Genomic DNA, 17,799 nt, shown 5'->3' on the forward strand with positions numbered 1-17,799 from the left:
AAAAGATCAAAATCATTCACTGCCTTATTGGATAAGGTAGTACTTATAATGCTATTCGCATTGTTTTTCAATCTTGTTAATTGTTCTTTAAAGGTATTGAAGAACATAAGAGCTTTTATTGTATTAGCTCTTATGTTTCATATGTTTAGTTTATCGGCTCAGACGCCCCGCAAGGACAGCGGGGCCAATGGGCTTCTTGCGGTGTCCGGAACAGTCGTATCGGCAAGTGACGGTAAGCCAATAGCGGGTGTATCGGTCAGCATAGCCGATGAAAAGGGTAGAGCATCCACCAAAGGTGATGGCTCCTTTACCATCGAAGTGAAAGCTAAAAATGGCAAAATCTTATTCTCCCATCTGGGATATAACACACAGTCATTGAATTATACTGCCGGGGTATCAATCAATGTGCAATTGATACCCATGGATAATAGACTGGATGAAACGGTCGTAATCGGTTATGGTACCACTACCCGAAGGTTCTCCACGGGTTCTGTCACCAAAGTCACTAGCAAGGATATTCAGAATAAACCAATCTCTAACCCAATGTTGGCACTTCAAGGGCTTGTACCAGGTTTGGAAGTGACGCCTAGCAGTGGCATCAGCGGAGCCGGGGTAGACCTCAAGGTGCGCGGAATAAGCTCGCTTACGCAGGGTAGTGAACCGCTGGTACTGCTCAATGGCAATCCTATTGCGACTAATGGGCAGAATATCGCCGAACTTTCCAATGCGACAAAGACGGGCTTGAGCCTGTTTAATGCCATCAATCCGGCTGATATTGAAAGTATCGAGGTACTCAAAGATGCCGATGCCACAGCTATCTATGGTAGCCGTGGTGCCAATGGGGTCATCCTCATTACGACAAAGAAAGCTTTTGCGGAAAAGGGACAACTCAATTTTTCGTCCAATATCGGGGTGTCCCGTGCAGGAAATGTCATTCCACTGCTGGATACCAAAGGTTATCTGGCCATGCGCCGTGAAGCTTTTGCCAACAGTGGGCTGGCGCTGACGGAAGCAAATGCGCCTGATCTGCTACTGGCAGATACCACGCGGTACACGGATTTTTCAAAATACCTTGTCGGTACCAATAACTTGACACAGGATTATAACCTCGGTTATGTGACAGGTGGTGACCGCACATCTTTTCGCTTGAATGGAAATATGCGACGCGAAGCATTTCAGTTTGACCGTTCAAAGTCTTCGGATCGGTATAACATCGGATTCAACGTCAACCACCGATCTGCAGACCGTCGGTTTACGCTAGACATGGCCGGTAATTTTACACAAAACGGCTCCGACCTGACAGTGTATGATCCGGCCTCGTACCTTTACTTGATGCCTCACTTGCAACTCCGCAATGATGATGGATCGTTGAACTGGAAGATTGGCCCGTACTCATTTTCTAGCCTCGGTTTTACAAATCCGCTCGCCCAGCTGGAGAATAGCTTCTCCGGGAAGTTCAAAAATCTATTTGCCAATATCGGCCTGCAATATCAGCTTTATCCGGATTTAAATCTTAAGATTACGGGCGGCTATTCTTTTGGCAATAACAATGAAAAGGCTCGCTATCCCTCGACAGGGATAGATCCATCAACATCAAACTTGCCCTTTGCAAATTTTTCAAACGGGAGCAGATATAGCTGGATCGTAGAGCCGCAACTGGCCTATAATAAGCAGATTGGATTGCATAACCTCAGCTTTTTGTGGGGTAGTTCGATACAGCAGGACGGAAATGAAAACACCTTGCTTGCAGGAACGAATTATAGCGATGACAACCTATTGGGAACCATTGCCGCTGCCGGAAAAGTAGTGCCCAGCTATACGCAATCGCGGTACAAATATGCTGCCCTGTTTGCAAGGCTGGGATACCGGTACAATGCGCGCTATCTGATCAATATCGCAGCACGTAGGGACGGTTCCTCACGCTTTGGCCCCGGTAAACAATTCGCCAATTTTTATTCAATCGGAGCGGGCTGGATATTCTCCGAGGAAAAGTGGATGAAGGGGAACAGTGCCTGGCTATCCTACGGGAAACTGCGCGGCAGCTATGGCATCACCGGAAATGATCAGATCGGCAACTATAAATTTTTAGATACCTGGGCATCGAATGCGCTGCTCTATAACGGGGTGGTGGGAATGGATCCCAGCATGTTGTATAATCCTGATTATGCTTGGGAAGCCAATAGAAAGCTGGAACTGGCAATGGATATGGGCTTTTGGAAAGACCGCATACTCCTTTCATTCGCTTACTACCGCAATCTGAGTGACAACCAGTTGATTGCTTACTCGCTGCCTTTCCAAGCGGGATTTAGCAGCGTAAACCAAAACTTAGATGCCGAAATTGAAAATAAAGGACTAGAAATTACCTTGGATGCGAACCTGATACAGGGCAGGCATTTCGGCTGGTCCACCAAATTCAATATATCGCGCTCTAGAAACAAATTGCTCAGCTTTCCGGGGCTTGAAAACTCGTCTTACGCCAATAAATATGTGATCGGCCATTCCCTACGTACGCAAAAGTTTTACCGCTATACGGGCATCAATGCACAGACTGGCCTTTATGAAATTGAGGACAACAATGGGGATGGCAAATACACGATTCAGGATAGAACGGTGCTCGTCGATTATTCACCGGACTTTTTTGGCGGCTGGAACAATACCTTTTCCTATAAAAGGTTGCGTATGGGTTTTCTGGTAGACTTTAAAAAGCAGCGGGGAAATAATGCGCAAGCAGCAAATCCGAATGCGCCGGGACTTGGACTGGTCAATCATGCAACACTGGTGATGGATCGCTGGCGGCAAGAGGGCGATATGGCCGATTACCAGCGCTTTATCGTATCACGGACGGATAAGGGCTACAGCGCTTTTCAGAATTTTCTCAATTCGAATGGAAAAGTAACGGATGCCTCGTTCATTAAATTGCGCAATATATACCTCAGCTATAATCCCGATGTGGCTGCCCTGAAGTCAATAACGGCTTTGGAACTGTTCTGTCAGATTCAGAATCTATGGACCTACAGCCGGTATAAAGGCGGTGATCCGGAGATTCAGAATTACTTGACTACACCACCCATGCGCATCATGATGTTTGGCCTGAAAATCAGTTTATAAAATGAAATTAAATTTTAAAACGATGAGAAATAGCATACTACATATTTGTATCTCTAGCATTATAGCAGCTAACCTCCTGCTGTTGTCTGCATGCAACAAGCTGGTGCAGGTGGATACACCGGATCATCTGGTCGATTCGGAGGTACTCTTCCAGTCGAAAAAGGGTTATGAATCGGCGATGGCAGGTATCTTTATTCTGATGCGGGCACTCAACCTTTCAATGACCAATGGCGGGCTCTCTGTGTATATGGGGATGGCTTCCGATGAGCTGTCGCCGACACTCTTGGGTGGTAACTACGATGAATTCTCCCAAAACCAATTGTTAAGTTCCAATTCGGTGGTGAATAATTTTTGGGTATATGCCTATCGGAGCATATACCGCGCTAATCTGGTGATCGAAAATGCCGAGCGCAATCAGCTGCTTTCACCTACTGATCGGGATATTTTTTTGGGTCAGGCGCTCTTTGTGCGCGCATTTTTACATTTTTATCTGACTCAATTGTTTGGCGATGTTCCCTATATCTCTTCATCCGATTATAAGGTCAATGCTACTAAAGGAAGAGATAATAAGGACTTCGTTATGAAATCGCTGTTAGGTGATTTAGAAAGGTCCGTAAAATTGCTACCTAAAGAGGCCAGTACAGACCGAACAGCTCCGAATTATTATGCCGCACTTGCCTTGATGGCGAGGGTGAACCTTTACCTGGGAAATCATGAGCAAGCCATTGCAAATACGGATGAAATATTGAAGAATACCAGTTACATGTTAGAAGCGGATCTCAATCAGGTGTTTAAAATAAAATCCAGGGAGATCTTGTGGCAACTGGGCAACACAGTGAGCAATACGGCAGAGGGCGTAAGTTTTATTCCGTTCAACACCAGCACGAAACCCACGTATGTACTACGAGAAGATCTACTGCAAAGCTATATAGCTACTGACTTACGAAAACAGTCGTGGATCAATTCCAATACGATTTCAGGAACGACTTATCACTATCCGGTGAAATACAAGAGCCGGCTGATGACTCCTATTGAAGAATACAATGTGGTCTTTCGATTGGCCGAAATTTATCTGATCCGTGCCGAATCATTATATGGAATGAAGCAATATGAGGAGGCGACAGCGGCTTTAAATGTGGTCCGAAAGCGGGCTGGTTTATCGGAATATCAATTTGCAAACGCTTCTTTGCTTTGGGACGCAATCAAAGGGGAGCGCCAAAATGAGTTTTTTGCCGAATGGGGACACCGCTGGTTTGACCTGATTCGCTGGAATACCATTGACGCAGTACTCGGTAAAGCAAAACCGACATGGCAGCCTTATGCCATATATTTACCGATCCCCAGCAAAGAAATATTATTGAACACTTATCTAACACAAAATCCCGGCTATAATGAATAAACAGATTATTCTTCTCATGGCAATGGTCATCTTCATGAAGATGGCCGTTGCACAGACGCTACAAGTAGGCGATAAGCTGCCTGCATTGAAATTTAAAGAAGTATTGGCTCCAGATCAGGAAGTCGGCTTGGAGCCGCATAACTATAAGCTAACTATTCTTGATTTTTGGGGGCATGGCTGCTCTTCATGCATTGAATCTTTTCCTAAAGTTGAAAAGCTACAGGCAATGTTTGGCGATTCCATACAGATTATCATGGTCAATAAGGAGAGCAAAGATTCTACTGAAAGCCTCTTTGCCAAGCGCACTTGGATTAAAAAACCTCAGGTAAAAATGATCTCGGGCGACACCTTATTACACAAGATGTTTGATGTACGGGCATTTCCACGTATTGTATGGTTAGATGAAGAGCTCAATGTAAAGTATATAGCGCATGCGATCTCAATGAACGCTGCAAATATCCGTAAATTCCTGAGAGGCGAGCATTTGAATTCAAAACCCGTTATACAAACCGACGTTAGGACCTCCTTGTTTGATAAGACGTACGAATCTGACTTGCAGTCTTTCAGTTATCTAGCGTTAACTATTAACGGGCTTCGGTTTAGCGGCGGGGACTGGGGGACTGCCCGAAGTATCACAGCGCGGAATGTAACGGTACTTTATTTGATACAGTCCGCTTTTGGTGGCTCTGGCTCTGTGAACTGGCGGCTGCCCTGGAAGACTACCCTGAATGTGCGAAATCCCGATCTTTACCGTCGTCCCGAGCATCTCGAGAACCCCGAAGAATGGTATTACAAACATACGTATGTATATCATCTGCTGGTTCCCAAAGGAAGGGAGCGGGACAAATATGAATTTATGAAAAAAGACCTCGCCAACTACTTCTCCTTAAAATTCTCTTGGGATACCATTTCAATGGAAACCTTGGTGCTTAAACGCACTGGGAATAAAGATAAACTGAAATCGAAAGGCGGAAAGGGCTTTAGCACCTTTAGGCGCAGAAATGAATCTGCCAAAGGGAGCTTGTTTGCCGACGAAAAGAGAATCTTGAGAAATCAGCCCTTTGTCGCTTTTTTGAATACCGTAGGTGGAATGATAGAGGGTACCTTACAGAAACCTTTTGTAAATGACACGCGTTACGACGGAAATGTTGATATGGAGTTTGACGGCATGACGCTGGATTTCTTTACGCTAGAGGGGTTGAACGAAGAGCTGGAACGCTACGGGTTAAAAGTAGTGCCGGAGATACGTCCGATAGAAACATTGGTCATTAGTGATCAGTATTAAGTAGATGAAAAGGAAAGCCCAGCGTAATAATATTTACGGCTGGGCTTTTACTGGGTGATGAGATGATCTTTATATTAACGGCATGTATTATTGTGCAGTTTTTCTGATACTATGCTCTTCATCCGGATTTGTTGGAAGCGGCGTATTCGGACTTTGTGGTGCTTCAAATCCAACGAGACACAATTCAGCTGTTTGATCCTCGCAGTCAGTGATTTGATTTGATCCTCCGGGCATTGATTCTGACTTCGTTTGTGGTGAAGTGTTCACTTGATTTCCGATGGTATTGTTGACCAAATCGGCCTCATACCAATACAAGGCTGGTTCTGCTTTTTCAACTGGTGTTACAGCTTTACTGTTTTCGGTACCTTCGGATGTGAGCGACCAAGCTGACAATCCGATTATCATAGCCATACCTAGTACAGCTACGATATTTTTTTTGATGTTGTGAATTAGGTTCATAACCTTAATTTTTAAAATTGATTCATTTATTATTTTTTTGCTATCCGTTCTGACCGATTTTCTGTGCGTTGCCGTCGGTAGGGGGATCTAGCTTCATACCTGTCTTTTGGCAGACTCGCCCTTCCTTCTGACAACCTGGCATCAGAATTCCGCTGTTGTGTTTTGTGTTATTATTTAGCTAATGCTTATGCCGTATTACAGTAATTTTTAAATCTGTTTCTAAGGGCCGCTACTATTTCAATCAGCTGTTTTATTATTTTGCTTCGGCGTTTTATTATTTACTACCGGGCTTTTATTATTTCTTCGTTTTTATCCCGCTAACTTTTTCGTCGTTAACTTATACCAAAGTTCGCGAGTAAAACGCAGTCGGACTTGACCGAATCTGGAGTCGGGTATATACAGGTTTGAAATAATGATAGGGTGAGCAATAAAAAATCCCCTAGATAAGGGGATGATAGGGCTAAGCTTTCAGAGGAATTGTGGTTGCTTCCCGGATAATCTCATCGATGAATAAAAGACATTCCCTTTCGCTTCCAAAAGTTGGAGAAATTTTACGATCTACACGATAAAGAACATGATCACGTATCTTGGCTTCGTCAAAAGAGGAACAGATAATTACATACTTATTTGTCAGGTCAATCTTAGAAAGAAGATGATTCACTTCAAAATAATCACCTCCACTGGTCAAGATCAGTATCTCGGCTTTAGCCGCGGACAATTCCAACGTTTCTTCACGAATTTCTATTAAACGTGGGTGTTTGGGGAGGGTGGCCACAATATTCACTTTTGATAGATTAAAGATCTGCCATATCATATAGCTATAGCTCTTTTTAATTGGTAATGGCTGCCGTGGTGAATCTACCTTTTTCGCATTAGACAAAAGGTAATAAAGCATATGCAGTGGATGATAAATGTCATCGATAGCATTTGCTGCCTTGAGTAGATCTTCATCAAGCTGATAATTTTCAGGAAAATAGGATGCCGCTGTTTTGATAAAAATATTCAAGGGACCATATTTCCGAGCGTTATATTTAACACAGACTTTTCTCGAAATAATCGTTTTCTCGTCAAGTGGTTCCGTTTCAAAAAATTTTCTGAGAGCTTTAGCAAATCCCAGGGCTCTTTGAATTGATTCTTTCATGATTGTAGGTTACAATTGCTAATTTAATAATAAAGATTTATAAATAATTATTGGTTATTACGCTTAAAAAATTCCGTTGTGGTCATGCCCGTTTTCCTTTTAAAAAAGCGGACAAAACTGCTGGGGGCGGAGTAGCCCAGTTCATAGGCGACCGCATCGGTGTTCATACCATCAGCAATATACCGCTTGGCGAGATCCAGCATAAGATTTATTTTCAGCTCCTGGGGACTAAGGCCATAATAGCTGTGGATAAGAAGATGCAGGTAGTCCTTACTGATATTGAGCTGCACGGCAATGTCACTTAGTTTGAAACCCTGCCCATACTCAGCTACAGCTTGGTTAATGGATGCGTAGGCTTCTTTGGATTTTAAATGCGATTCAGAAATTTTGTCGTATTCCTCAAAGATCTTTTCCTTCGAAAGCTTGATCAGTTTCTTTATACCCCAAAGGATATTGACCTCACTGTCGAGGTCGCCTCTTTTAAGATTGCTTAAAATGGTTTTGATCAGTAAGCACGTGCGATTGCCAACTTTAAAGTCTATACTGCTGCTACTTTGATCGGATCCATTCCGAAAGTCGGCAATCAAGTCATATAAATAAGGAAATGGCTTCTCATTACCATCACGGAATATTGATCCGCGAAAATAAAAGTTAAATACAAAATGCAGTCCGGATGGCACCCACAGCTCATAGTCTCCTTCGGGCAGATAAAAAAAACGTCCCCGTTGTGGAGCAATGGCTTGACCGACATGCGTTTTCTTATCCGAAAGGACAATACCTTGTTCGCCCTCTGGGAGATAGAGCATATGAATATCGTTTCCTTTAATCTCGATAGGGATTCGCTCCGTAGCCTTAAGGTCAAAATCCAGACAGTTGATAAAACCCACAAGACCGTCAAACTGCTGGTGAAGTATATAGCCGACGTTACTGCGATAGGCTATTGGAGGTACAGCCGCAAGCTTTAAATGTGGAATAAAATCCGGGGGCATGTCATCGACTTTTTGGAAACGCTGGCTTAGTCTAAAATGTGTATTCTTTTTCATAATAAGGTGATTAAGGTAAATATTGGCGATTTTGGAAGGTAAAGGAAGAAGCAGGGTTATCGGAACTGCTTCATACCTTGAGCTACCTGTAACTATGTATCGTAACTGATCTTAATCATAAGCGGTATCCGTAAAGTTTTTCCATTAGCGCTATCGTTCAGGTCCTGCCAGTCTTCAAGACCAAATACTTGGGTTTCCTTGCGATCAGGAATATCTTCTCCTGGATCTTCCTTCGTAAAATTGACGATGTAGCCCGCTTGATAGGTGTTGGCTATTGCGATTGCAATTTTCAGCTTGAAATCTGGATCCATCGTCTCAATCTGCTGTTGTTGGCTCATGGTCAAGGCAAACCATTGATTCATCCAGGCATCAAAATCTGTTCTGATCATATTGATCACAGCGGATTGTTCTAGAGCTGTTAACGTCATGAATGCCGCCTGCGCGTTATCGACGCCAATTTGGGTAAAAGGTTGTTTAATCATAATTATTTTTCGTTTTGATAGTTCAAAATTGACTAATTAATTATGTTTAAACAGTACTATTCCAGCTCAAAAGGGCTAAGGAAGGGTATTTATGCGTTTAAAACGCATTTTTTGGGCTAAGGTAAAAAAATAGATGCGTTAGCATCGCTTTATCGATTGTCATTAAAAAATAACATCAGCTTAATAATTAAGAAAATTGTAAAAATAATATAGAAATTGAGGAGGATAATTACAAATTAATTAGATTTAACTTGCTTAACCGATTAGAATTTGACGAAAAGTAACATTTATGAAGTTATTGAAAGAGAAAATTGCGCTGTTCATTGCGCATCTAAGCCTTAATTGGCTCATCTATGTTTTTATAATCATTTTTCCTTTTTTGTACAATAGGATTTCGATCAAGGAATACTTTTGGATAAATGGGTCCATCTTTGATGAGAAATTTGGAATACGCTATTTCCTCACAGTCGCCTTGATGGTCTTTTTGGCAATACTTTTTTACAAGATCGAAAAAAATGGCCGTTACCGTGATCGAAACGCGCAATATACATGGAAACGTAGCTGGTGGAAAATTCTTTATTTCTTTGGTCCTTTATCTTTTGGTCTAACCATTTTTATTGCCTTCACGATAGGCCTTTATTTTGAATTTGATCACAAGAAGGTATTTTCCCTACATCTATCAAGGCATTATATGTTATTTATCTTTATGTCTATCGTATATGCCTTTTGGTTTGAACGGCTTGCGGACAAGCGTAGGAGAAAGGCAGATAGTGCCAAGGCACTTGTGTTACATGCTGATCAAGCAGACCCACAATTACACTGGATGCAGGGGATCAATACTGTCATCGATTTCTATGCACGTGACACCAAAGATTTTGTAAAAGCAGAGCTGGCCAATATATTCATGCGGCTCGAACAAAATATGCAGCAGCCTTCGGCCGACAGTGAGCGATTTGTGATTGTCGATACAGCTAATGCACCACTAGAATTGGCTTATTTCTTATTCTATCATAAGCGGTCGATTACGGCAGCCGCACAACGCAATGAACGTGGGCACTTTAAGCTACACGCCATCGTATTTATCCGCTCTCATGCCAAAGGTGAGGCTTTTGTCATATTGACTGATGGATCGGAGGTGCGGGCCAATGGCATTATTGAATACCTCAAAAAACATAATTTGCGGCATTATTTCCCCAAGATCAGTAAGACTATTTCGGTCAATCTACTACACGTTAACCTTTCTTACCCAAAAAATGGACAATTGGTGGAGCTGCAAGCACAGACAAAACTGGCCATGTATGCAAATATAAAAGATAACGAAATTGTAAAAATCGGGAGCATAGGCCCTCGGATGAAAGATTATGTAGGCGATTTTTGGAAAAATAAGGAACGTTTGCCACACGAGGTTTGGGATACTTATGTGGTAATAGACTGACAGATGTCCCGATTATAAACCAGACTTACTGAAATGGGTGACGCTAAATATAGCACGCCCATTTGGGATTTCGGCGGTATGTCGCCTCCTAAAGACCAATGTATGTTTTTTTCTAATGGCCATCCTTCATGCCAAGGGTCTAGCTACCGCTTTGCCTGTACGACAGTTAATTTTCCAAATACCCGATTTGTTTATTCTTTTAAGCAGCGTTCAACGGCGCTGTTTGACACTGATCTATATTATCAAAAGCTTGACCGTGTCCTTGAGCTCTTGCAGGATCAGCATTATTCCGAACTCAACAAGATCATGGGTACGATGACAATCACCGAAGTCGCATCTTATCTCAGCAAAAGTGTGCGTACCATCGAACGGCGTATCGCGAAAGGATTTCTCAAAGCTGCCTACAAGGAGGGCAATGCGGATCTGTTTCTAAAAAAAGACGTGGTACAGCTCTACATCAGTGAATATAAACGGTGGCCTAGGCAGATGCCTTAGCTTCGGATGATAACCTGACCTGCTTCGGAATGCCTGCGGGACTGACCGATGATAAGGGCCATGCTGACCAATAGTTGACCAAGCTTTCCCTGCTCAGATACTGGTCAAGGTCTGGTCGGAGTCTGTCTATGATCTATTGCTCATCCGAAGCAGGTAGGAACCTGATCCGGAACAAGGCCCGAGCCTTCACTTATCGGCTTATTGTTTTCACCCGTTCTCCGACAGCCCTCCGACAAAAATCAGGATGCCTCCGACAAGTCTCCGCCGACCTGCTTTCGGCTCTTGACAAAGGGGGATGGGATATAGTATGTTTGTCGAAGTAAAGCAATAAATACCGGTATAAATGAATGCTTTATGATAGTTTAACTTACTTAAAAACAAAACAAAATGGCAACAATCAAAAATGGTGTAATCGGCAAAGCAAGTGGTAAAGTGGGCGCGGTGATAGCCTCGTCATGGAAATCCATCAATTACCTTAAAGGTCTGCCTAAAAAGCGCACGAAAGGGATGTCCGAAGAGCAGCTGATCCAACAGGAGCGTTTCCTGACAATCTCCAAATTCCTGATGCCGATCACCCCAATCCTAAAGGTCGGCTTTGGGCTCTCCAAAACGGAAACGATGGCTCCGACCAATGTAGCGATGCGGCTCAATATCGCACAGGCAATAACCGGTGTTTATCCAAACTTCGCATTGGATTATAGTAAAATCGACATCAGTACAGGCTCATACCTGAACGGTGGGGCCATGGCTGCAACCGTAGCGGGAGGAATACTTTCCGTCGACTGGGATACGACGCTCAACAGCCTTTACAAGACCAAGGCCGATGATCAGGTCATCATCCTGATCTACCAGCCTGAAAAGGATGAGTTTATGACAGCGCCAACACCGCCGACGCGTGCTGATGGTACCATCGACATCGAGATTCCGTCACACCTGCTAGGAGGCAAAGGGCATGTCTGGATCTTCTTCACGGACCGCAAAGCGACCAAAGTGTCCAAGAGTAGTTATCTGGGCGAACTAGACCTGGCCTAACCACTAAGGGATTAATTGAACAGGAGGGGTTAGGCACTCCTCCTGATTTTGAATACATAACGATAAAAGATATGCGCGTGATTTCTGAGTTTAAAAAGCAGGAGAAAGATCCGACACGTCGGCAGGCTGTACAGGAACGTTTTAGGTTGGCGCGCAGATTTTTAAATCCGCTTTACCCGCTGATCCTGAAAGGTTACGGCAATAGTAAGTGTTCGGTGCAGGCGGCTTTTGGTCGAGCCATGTCGCATACCCTGACCAATGTGATCAAAGGTGAATTCCCGGACTTTAGGATAGAGCCCTCGCTTGCTAAGATCAGCAATGGCATGTTGTCTCCGCTGGCGGTGAATAACTGCACGCGGACAGTCAATAAAATCCAGTTGACCTGGGATGCCTCCGAATCAAATATCAAGGAATATAGCCAATGGGACGATCAAGTCATCCTCTGTGCTTATGATATCATCAGTGCGCATGCAGCCATCAATGAACAGCCGGTTCTCCGGCAGGATACCCAAATGGCAATCGATCTGCCATCCATCCTGCATGCAAAGCCAGTGCACCTCTACCTGTTCTTGCATGACCGTGAAGAAAAGCTGTATTCCAGGAGTCAATACCTCGGTCTTTTATAAAATAAAAAGATAGTATGAAATCAGTTGTAAACGTAAAACGTATCAAACAGGGAGTACATAGCACGGTGTCTGAAATCTTTGTCAACAACACATTCGTCTGCTATAGTCTCGAAAATATTCCGCGGCCAGTAAAAATAAGAGGCGAGACGGCTATCCCAGCAGGACGTTATTCCTTAGGTTTTAACCGTGAGGGCGGGATGAATGGCCGCTATTACGACGACTACCCAAAGCTACATCGTGGCATGCTTGAAATAATTGATATTCCAAACTTTAGCTACGTCTACTTCCACAAGGGGAATAGCTATAAACAGACCGCTGGCTGTATACTTGTAGGATCCCAGTATGTATTGGAGGATGGCGATTATCGTCTGTTGGCTTCAGGTGTAGCCTACAAAAAATTGTATTCCATCGTTGTTGCGCTCATGCTGCAGGGATTAGTGGATGTGGAGGTTCAGTGATGATGGCTCTTGTTGGAAATTAGGACAAAAAATAAAAATGAAAGAACAATGAAAAAAATCTTTAACAAAATAGGACAGGTGCTGCAGCTGGTGCTGGCGGCGCCTGTTAAACTGCCGGGTAAAGTCGGGAATGTATTAAAATACGTGGCCTTGGGCCTTGGGATTGTGGAGACAGTATTGGATCGGGAGGAGCCACCGCCAGAGGCTGACGACGTAACAGAGAAAGGCTCGAAGGAAGCGCTGGAAAGGAGTGGGGCCGATGAAGCTGAATGATATCCGTATCTCGGCTATAGGTGGTACGGTATGCTCGATATGGGCCAGTATCTCGCTGGGCGATGTACTGCAGACGATCCTTACGGCTGCTTTGGGTACACTGGTCAGTTTTGTAACCAGTCGTTTACTGGGACGCTATAGTAAGCGAAGACGTCCATAATGGAAGACAAGGCGCACCCAAACGGTGCGCCTTGCTCATTTAGATGAGGTCGGAGATGGATATATATAGGGATATCACGAATCGTGATTAAGAATTGAAACCTTAATGAAGGAAGGTGTAGTAAAGACATTTGCCCGAAGAACTGAGTTGGTTAACCTTTTGGCTGATGATTATTTGGATAAGAAAGAATAAAGTTAACACAATAGATATTTAGCTAATGAATGAACTTATATACTTATTTTAAAACGGCCTCCGTTTTGATTAAAAATTGATCAACGGCCTTCCTAATATCGATTCCAGATCTTTCCGCCAAGACAATCAGCCACCAAATGTTTTCACCAAGTTTATGTTCCAATTCTGCTTCAGAACCGGCTTTCGGCCAACGTTGTTGTTGCGACATAACGTTTCTGCCCACTAAACCAGCATCCGTTAAATAAGCCAGCGCATCCTCTTCCACAGTCCATTCACTTCCATGGTGGAGCAATTCCAGTTCGCGATATTTTTCTCTAATTTCCATACTGCGGCGAATGATTTCATCAAAATTTTCTATACTCATATCTTTACTATTGTTTAGTCCACATTGGATTTGTTTCTAATATAGCCATAATCCATAGATAATGCTAACCGTTAGTTTTGAAACTAATTCAAAAAGTACCGATGATATTATCGTGCGTGTTGCTGGGGTTTCGCTTGATTTTGTACAGAAAGTACGGGCTGATCTAGCCAGAGACAAAAAGTAAGTATTCCCAATATAGACGAAGACCCGATTCGTAGGCAATTGTATCTTTTGGACCTGCAGGAAGAACGCCTGAAACTAGGATAGGGGATCGACCAAACGACTTGGAGCCAATCCAAACTGCTTTTTGAAAGCAAATGAAAAATGGGAAAGATTTTCAAATCCTACCTCATAACAGACTTCCAAGGGCTTTTTTTTCTTTTCTGTAAGCTGATAATAGGCAAGTTCCAAACGTTTATGGGTCAACCAGCGTTGTGGAGTCATGGTGAAAGCCTTTTTGAAGTCCCGCTTAAAGGTTGTCAGACTTCTGCCGGTGAGGTAACCAAATTTTTCCAGTGGAAGATTGAACATAAAATTCTTTTCCATATAATCGACAAGGTTGATTTTTCCGGGCTCTTCAAAATTAGCAAGCACATGATCGATCTCTTGGTTCAGCGTTCGGAGAATACTGATGGCTTCGGTAATTTTAATGGAGGCAATATCTGCAGGAATGTCTTTCATGTCGAAATAGGGGATAAGTGATGCCAGGCAACTTTCCAGGAGCGGGTGATTATTGAAACAAAAAATCTTCGGTGAATTTTTGGGTTGGGGATTTATATTCTTGCCTGCATAGAAATTCTTTAAAGTTTCTAATGATAGATGCATGACAACAGTTTTATGAGGCTCACCGTCTTTAGGATAATTAATAATAGTCGCCAACTGATTTCTGGGAATTAGAAAAATATCCCCTTTTCCAAATATATAGGTAGCATCAGCCTGTACAATCTTGGTTTCTCCGGAAAGAAACCAGACCAGCATATGCTGGTCAAACATAATATCTGATTTGAAAAACTTGTCTTCGTAGCTTGAAAGCTTTATATCTTCGGTAATGTATCGGGCTTGGTATTCCATGATTTTTGCTTTTTTATGAAGGAAATTAATAACTTAAAGATAAGAAATAATAGCATTTACTTTGTTTAAAAGTTCATTGCGAAATTGGGGCAAAATGCAGATCCTGCCCCAGTAGTAAGCCGATTTACGGATTGAAGCGAATACCCGTCATCTCTTCTGTCAGTTTCCATAGTTTCTTCGCATTGGTTTCATCAAGTGAATAAGGGTGTACGCCTTTTTGGTCGGTCATATCTGATGATAGTACTGCAATGTCCCCATCCTCACAATAGACTCCTCCAATATGCTCCAATAAAGGGCTTGTAGCACACCATACTGTTGTAGCTGCTCCCTGTGGGATCGTTTTTAATGATGCCGCTACCTCAGGCAACATGTTGCCATTTACATCCACAAAACCCATTTTTTGAAATAGTTCCAGTGGAGCTTCTCTGCCCAATTCAGTCCCACCAATAGAACCTGGATGAACGGCATAGCTTCTGATATGGGAAGATTGTCCCCGCACATCCAGTTCCATTGAAAAAAGATTGACAGCGGTCTTGGATTGTCCGTACCCCTGTAACGTTTCATATGCGCTGTGAAGGAAATGAGGATCATCAAAATTAAAAGGCGCAAAATGATGACCGTGGGAGGAAACATTAATCACGCGTGCTCCATTGGCTTTTTTTAGTGACGGCCATAGTCTGGCGCTGAGCTGGAATAAGGCTAAATAGTTGGTCGCCAGCTGGGATTCTATACCCCGTGCATCTCTGCGAAGTGGTACCCACATAATACCTGCATTGTTGATCAGTAAATGTAAGGGTCTTCCTGACGCGATAAAGTTTTCCGCGAAAGCATCAATAGATGTGGGAGACATTAAATCCATTGCGACAATTTCGACATTTCTAATTCCTTCCAGATTCTTCTTTGCCTTTTCAATATCGCGCGCAGGTATGATTACTGTAGCTCCAGCTGCGGCGAGAACTTTGGTGGTTTCCAACCCAATTCCTGTGTTACCGCCAGTGACAATAGCGATTTTTCCGGTAAGATCGATGTTTTGAATGACATCATTGGCTGTTGATTTTGCATTGAAGCCCGAACCGATAGGCTGTTGTTGAACTCCCTGATAATTATTCTTTTCCATTTTGAATACTTTTAATTGTTATTACTGAGACAAAATTAGGACGGATTAACATGCGCTGTTTTGTTCAAAAGTCCTAATTAGCTTTGTTCAAAAGGGCAGGTGATTTTATAACAATACCAGTAGTTCGTTTTTCTTTGTTTTGGTTAGGATAATCCTCATTCTGGCAACGTAAGGTGTAGCTATTTGGGAGCAACTATGGTGTACCACACTTAATAGGAATTATTCTTGCTGGTAGACCAGGTCTTTGCTGATGCAATGTTCTTCCCAGGGCATTTCTATAAGCCGGCTATGCGCGTTTTGTGGAATGATACTTTTTGATGTCGGCAGGTAAAAATGGGTTTTATTTCCACTTCTTAACGTATCGCGTAAATCGGGGATCTTTTTGAGGGTGCGTTGCAAGGCCGCAAAAAATGCTTTTGAGGATTTGTCAGCTTGCTTCATGATCTGCCGCAGGTGGATGATTTCTCTCGTACGATCAGTTTCATAACCACCACTTCCTACGATTGTATATTCGGCTACAGGCGAATCGTAGAAGAGACCGGAACTTCTGATAGCCTCCTGATCTGAAAAGGGATAGGTGGACAGAAAAAATCCATAATAATCCGATGATGAAAAGCTTTCCAAAAACGCCGACTGATTTTCCTTGCTATATTTCACATAATTACGCTTGCCTGAACCGCGGTTTATCGTTTCAATATAGGCGTGCGCACGATGTTTTTCCATCGTTTCGCCGCAATACTGAAAAAATAGCTCTGCAGGTATGGCAATCCAAAAGTATTGACCCATTTTTTTCTTGTATTTAATTTAACTAATATAGGATATTTACTCTTCCGTATCATTATTGTAACCAATGGCCAAAGGCTTTTGACCATCCACAACATAAGCTTCGTAACAGGTAACGCCTAATTTTTTAATGCCCTGAATGTAGGCAGGCAAGTAAATATACTAAAAGAATCAGACCAAGTATGTTAAGGTTATATAACTTATTTTTTACTATCTTAATGGCACTAAAAATGATGAAAACAGATTTAAAATAATGCTTGAACAGTTCAAAAAACACCTGGATAAATTTATAAAGGTTTCCGATGATGAATTTGCCGACATTACTGGATATTTTGAGCCCCAGACGCTTAAAAAGAAAGAAAACTTATTGACCGAAGGGCAGATCTGCAAAGCAAGTTATTTTGTACTGGATGGAATTATAAGAAAATTTTTCATCAACGAAAAGGGTGTTCAGCAGACTACTGAATTCGCGATTGAAAACTGGTGGATGACGGAGACGTTCTCTTATATAAATCAGACACCCACAGAGTTTTATATTCAGGCTGTACAGCCAACGGAAATTCTGGTCATTCGCCAGAATGCCTTCAATGATCTAATGGAAAATCACCCGGTCATGGAAAAGTATTTTCGCATGGTGTACCAGAAAGCCTATGCTGCTGCACAGATGCGTGTCAAGATGCTTTACGAACATTCCAGGGAAGAGCTATATCGTCAATTTCTCAAGAATCAACCTGCATTTCTCCAACGTGTACCGCAATATCTCATTGCTTCCTATCTAGGCTTTACACCCGAGTATCTCAGCGAAATCCGCAAAAAAAATTTTTCTTAAACCCGTTTAAATTTTCCCGGCTCTCTATTATCCAATTTTGTAGTATC

The 17,799-nt window shown here is 42.7% G+C and carries 19 protein-coding genes; 11 read left to right on the top strand and 8 right to left on the bottom strand.

Annotated features, from left to right (window positions below; genetic code table 11):
* Positions 1 to 141 precede the first annotated feature (141 nt).
* Genes D7322_RS08560 through D7322_RS08570 form a run of 3 tightly spaced genes read left to right on the top strand, consistent with a single transcriptional unit; the run spans position 142 to position 5,792 of the window.
* The gene (locus D7322_RS08560; protein WP_183078649.1) at positions 142 to 3,108 is read left to right on the top strand and encodes a SusC/RagA family TonB-linked outer membrane protein; all 2,967 of its coding nucleotides are present in this window, start codon (positions 142 to 144) and stop codon (positions 3,106 to 3,108) included.
* Positions 3,109 to 3,130: 22 nt separating this feature from the next.
* Positions 3,131 to 4,507, top strand: coding sequence for a RagB/SusD family nutrient uptake outer membrane protein (locus tag D7322_RS08565; protein WP_183078650.1), 1,377 nt, complete (start codon positions 3,131 to 3,133; stop codon positions 4,505 to 4,507).
* On the top strand, positions 4,500 to 5,792 hold the full coding sequence (locus D7322_RS08570) for a redoxin family protein (protein WP_121123213.1): 1,293 nt from the start codon (positions 4,500 to 4,502) through the stop codon (positions 5,790 to 5,792). Before D7322_RS08565 ends, D7322_RS08570 begins: the two co-directional genes overlap by 8 nt.
* A gap of 87 nt (positions 5,793 to 5,879) precedes the next feature.
* Here the strand turns inward: D7322_RS08570 and D7322_RS08575 are convergent, their stop codons facing one another.
* The 4 genes from D7322_RS08575 to D7322_RS08590 all read right to left on the bottom strand — a co-directional run bounded on the left by D7322_RS08575 (position 5,880) and on the right by D7322_RS08590 (position 8,917).
* Positions 5,880 to 6,251, bottom strand: a complete 372-nt coding sequence (locus tag D7322_RS08575) for a hypothetical protein (protein WP_121123215.1) — start codon at positions 6,249 to 6,251, stop codon at positions 5,880 to 5,882.
* Positions 6,252 to 6,711: 460 nt separating this feature from the next.
* Positions 6,712 to 7,392 carry a hypothetical protein gene (locus tag D7322_RS08580; protein ID WP_121123217.1) on the bottom strand — a complete coding sequence of 227 codons (681 nt, stop codon included), beginning with the start codon at positions 7,390 to 7,392 and terminating at the stop codon, positions 6,712 to 6,714.
* A gap of 47 nt (positions 7,393 to 7,439) precedes the next feature.
* A complete protein-coding gene (locus tag D7322_RS08585) occupies positions 7,440 to 8,435 on the bottom strand; it encodes a helix-turn-helix domain-containing protein (RefSeq protein WP_121123219.1) in 996 nt (331 codons plus the stop codon).
* 92 nt (positions 8,436 to 8,527) lie between these two features.
* Positions 8,528 to 8,917: a hypothetical protein gene (locus D7322_RS08590; RefSeq protein ID WP_121123221.1), complete on the bottom strand. Its 390-nt coding sequence runs from the start codon at positions 8,915 to 8,917 to the stop codon at positions 8,528 to 8,530.
* 289 nt (positions 8,918 to 9,206) lie between these two features.
* On the opposite strand from D7322_RS08590, the gene D7322_RS08595 reads away from it, so the two are divergent.
* From D7322_RS08595 to D7322_RS28435, 7 genes are all read left to right on the top strand, one after another.
* Positions 9,207 to 10,352, top strand: a complete 1,146-nt coding sequence (locus D7322_RS08595) for a hypothetical protein (RefSeq protein WP_121123222.1) — start codon at positions 9,207 to 9,209, stop codon at positions 10,350 to 10,352.
* Positions 10,353 to 10,385: 33 nt separating this feature from the next.
* On the top strand, positions 10,386 to 10,847 hold the full coding sequence (locus tag D7322_RS08600) for a helix-turn-helix domain-containing protein (protein ID WP_121123225.1): 462 nt from the start codon (positions 10,386 to 10,388) through the stop codon (positions 10,845 to 10,847).
* A gap of 387 nt (positions 10,848 to 11,234) precedes the next feature.
* Positions 11,235 to 11,879, top strand: coding sequence for a DUF6266 family protein (locus tag D7322_RS08605; protein WP_121123227.1), 645 nt, complete (start codon positions 11,235 to 11,237; stop codon positions 11,877 to 11,879).
* A 71-nt stretch (positions 11,880 to 11,950) separates the two neighbouring features.
* Complete coding sequence (locus D7322_RS08610) at positions 11,951 to 12,505, top strand: DUF6266 family protein (RefSeq protein WP_121123229.1); 555 nt, start codon at positions 11,951 to 11,953, stop codon at positions 12,503 to 12,505.
* 14 nt (positions 12,506 to 12,519) lie between these two features.
* A complete protein-coding gene (locus D7322_RS08615; protein ID WP_121123231.1) occupies positions 12,520 to 12,963 on the top strand; it encodes a DUF5675 family protein in 444 nt (147 codons plus the stop codon).
* Between the two features lie 12 nt (positions 12,964 to 12,975).
* Positions 12,976 to 13,236 (top strand): hypothetical protein, encoded by a 261-nt coding sequence (locus D7322_RS08620; protein WP_147430341.1) that lies wholly within the window; start codon positions 12,976 to 12,978, stop codon positions 13,234 to 13,236.
* Positions 13,223 to 13,396 carry a hypothetical protein gene (locus D7322_RS28435; RefSeq protein ID WP_183078651.1) on the top strand — a complete coding sequence of 58 codons (174 nt, stop codon included), beginning with the start codon at positions 13,223 to 13,225 and terminating at the stop codon, positions 13,394 to 13,396. Before D7322_RS08620 ends, D7322_RS28435 begins: the two co-directional genes overlap by 14 nt.
* A gap of 235 nt (positions 13,397 to 13,631) precedes the next feature.
* Here D7322_RS28435 and D7322_RS08625 read toward each other — a convergent pair whose 3' ends face one another.
* From D7322_RS08625 to D7322_RS08640, 4 genes are all read right to left on the bottom strand, one after another.
* A complete protein-coding gene (locus tag D7322_RS08625) occupies positions 13,632 to 13,952 on the bottom strand; it encodes a nucleoside triphosphate pyrophosphohydrolase family protein (protein WP_108634110.1) in 321 nt (106 codons plus the stop codon).
* Between the two features lie 258 nt (positions 13,953 to 14,210).
* The gene (locus D7322_RS08630; protein WP_121123235.1) at positions 14,211 to 15,023 is read right to left on the bottom strand and encodes a helix-turn-helix domain-containing protein; all 813 of its coding nucleotides are present in this window, start codon (positions 15,021 to 15,023) and stop codon (positions 14,211 to 14,213) included.
* Between the two features lie 124 nt (positions 15,024 to 15,147).
* Complete coding sequence (locus D7322_RS08635) at positions 15,148 to 16,140, bottom strand: SDR family NAD(P)-dependent oxidoreductase (RefSeq protein WP_121123237.1); 993 nt, start codon at positions 16,138 to 16,140, stop codon at positions 15,148 to 15,150.
* A 219-nt stretch (positions 16,141 to 16,359) separates the two neighbouring features.
* A complete protein-coding gene (locus D7322_RS08640) occupies positions 16,360 to 16,926 on the bottom strand; it encodes a hypothetical protein (protein WP_121123239.1) in 567 nt (188 codons plus the stop codon).
* Between the two features lie 250 nt (positions 16,927 to 17,176).
* Between D7322_RS08640 and D7322_RS08645 the strand changes: the two genes are divergently transcribed.
* Positions 17,177 to 17,752 (top strand): Crp/Fnr family transcriptional regulator, encoded by a 576-nt coding sequence (locus D7322_RS08645; RefSeq protein ID WP_121123241.1) that lies wholly within the window; start codon positions 17,177 to 17,179, stop codon positions 17,750 to 17,752.
* Positions 17,753 to 17,799 lie beyond the last annotated feature (47 nt).

This window comes from Sphingobacterium puteale, assembly GCF_003627955.1.
Classification (GTDB): Bacteria; Bacteroidota; Bacteroidia; order Sphingobacteriales; family Sphingobacteriaceae; genus Sphingobacterium; species Sphingobacterium puteale.

Bases quoted from the DNA above. Each gene is read 5' to 3' on its own strand.
- D7322_RS08585 (WP_121123219.1), bottom strand. From the start codon at position 8,435: ATGAAAAAGAATACACATTTTAGACTAAGCCAGCGTTTCCAAAAAGTC.
- D7322_RS08605 (WP_121123227.1), top strand. From the start codon at position 11,235: ATGGCAACAATCAAAAATGGTGTAATCGGCAAAGCAAGTGGTAAAGTG.
- D7322_RS08575 (WP_121123215.1), bottom strand. From the start codon at position 6,251: ATGAACCTAATTCACAACATCAAAAAAAATATCGTAGCTGTACTAGGT.
- D7322_RS28435 (WP_183078651.1), top strand. From the start codon at position 13,223: ATGAAGCTGAATGATATCCGTATCTCGGCTATAGGTGGTACGGTATGC.
- D7322_RS08590 (WP_121123221.1), bottom strand. From the start codon at position 8,917: ATGATTAAACAACCTTTTACCCAAATTGGCGTCGATAACGCGCAGGCG.
- D7322_RS08645 (WP_121123241.1), top strand. From the start codon at position 17,177: ATGCTTGAACAGTTCAAAAAACACCTGGATAAATTTATAAAGGTTTCC.
- D7322_RS08610 (WP_121123229.1), top strand. From the start codon at position 11,951: ATGCGCGTGATTTCTGAGTTTAAAAAGCAGGAGAAAGATCCGACACGT.
- D7322_RS08600 (WP_121123225.1), top strand. From the start codon at position 10,386: ATGGGTGACGCTAAATATAGCACGCCCATTTGGGATTTCGGCGGTATG.
- D7322_RS08570 (WP_121123213.1), top strand. From the start codon at position 4,500: ATGAATAAACAGATTATTCTTCTCATGGCAATGGTCATCTTCATGAAG.
- D7322_RS08640 (WP_121123239.1), bottom strand. From the start codon at position 16,926: ATGGGTCAATACTTTTGGATTGCCATACCTGCAGAGCTATTTTTTCAG.
- D7322_RS08565 (WP_183078650.1), top strand. From the start codon at position 3,131: ATGAGAAATAGCATACTACATATTTGTATCTCTAGCATTATAGCAGCT.
- D7322_RS08635 (WP_121123237.1), bottom strand. From the start codon at position 16,140: ATGGAAAAGAATAATTATCAGGGAGTTCAACAACAGCCTATCGGTTCG.
- D7322_RS08630 (WP_121123235.1), bottom strand. From the start codon at position 15,023: ATGGAATACCAAGCCCGATACATTACCGAAGATATAAAGCTTTCAAGC.
- D7322_RS08615 (WP_121123231.1), top strand. From the start codon at position 12,520: ATGAAATCAGTTGTAAACGTAAAACGTATCAAACAGGGAGTACATAGC.
- D7322_RS08580 (WP_121123217.1), bottom strand. From the start codon at position 7,392: ATGAAAGAATCAATTCAAAGAGCCCTGGGATTTGCTAAAGCTCTCAGA.
- D7322_RS08595 (WP_121123222.1), top strand. From the start codon at position 9,207: ATGAAGTTATTGAAAGAGAAAATTGCGCTGTTCATTGCGCATCTAAGC.
- D7322_RS08625 (WP_108634110.1), bottom strand. From the start codon at position 13,952: ATGAGTATAGAAAATTTTGATGAAATCATTCGCCGCAGTATGGAAATT.
- D7322_RS08560 (WP_183078649.1), top strand. From the start codon at position 142: ATGTTTAGTTTATCGGCTCAGACGCCCCGCAAGGACAGCGGGGCCAAT.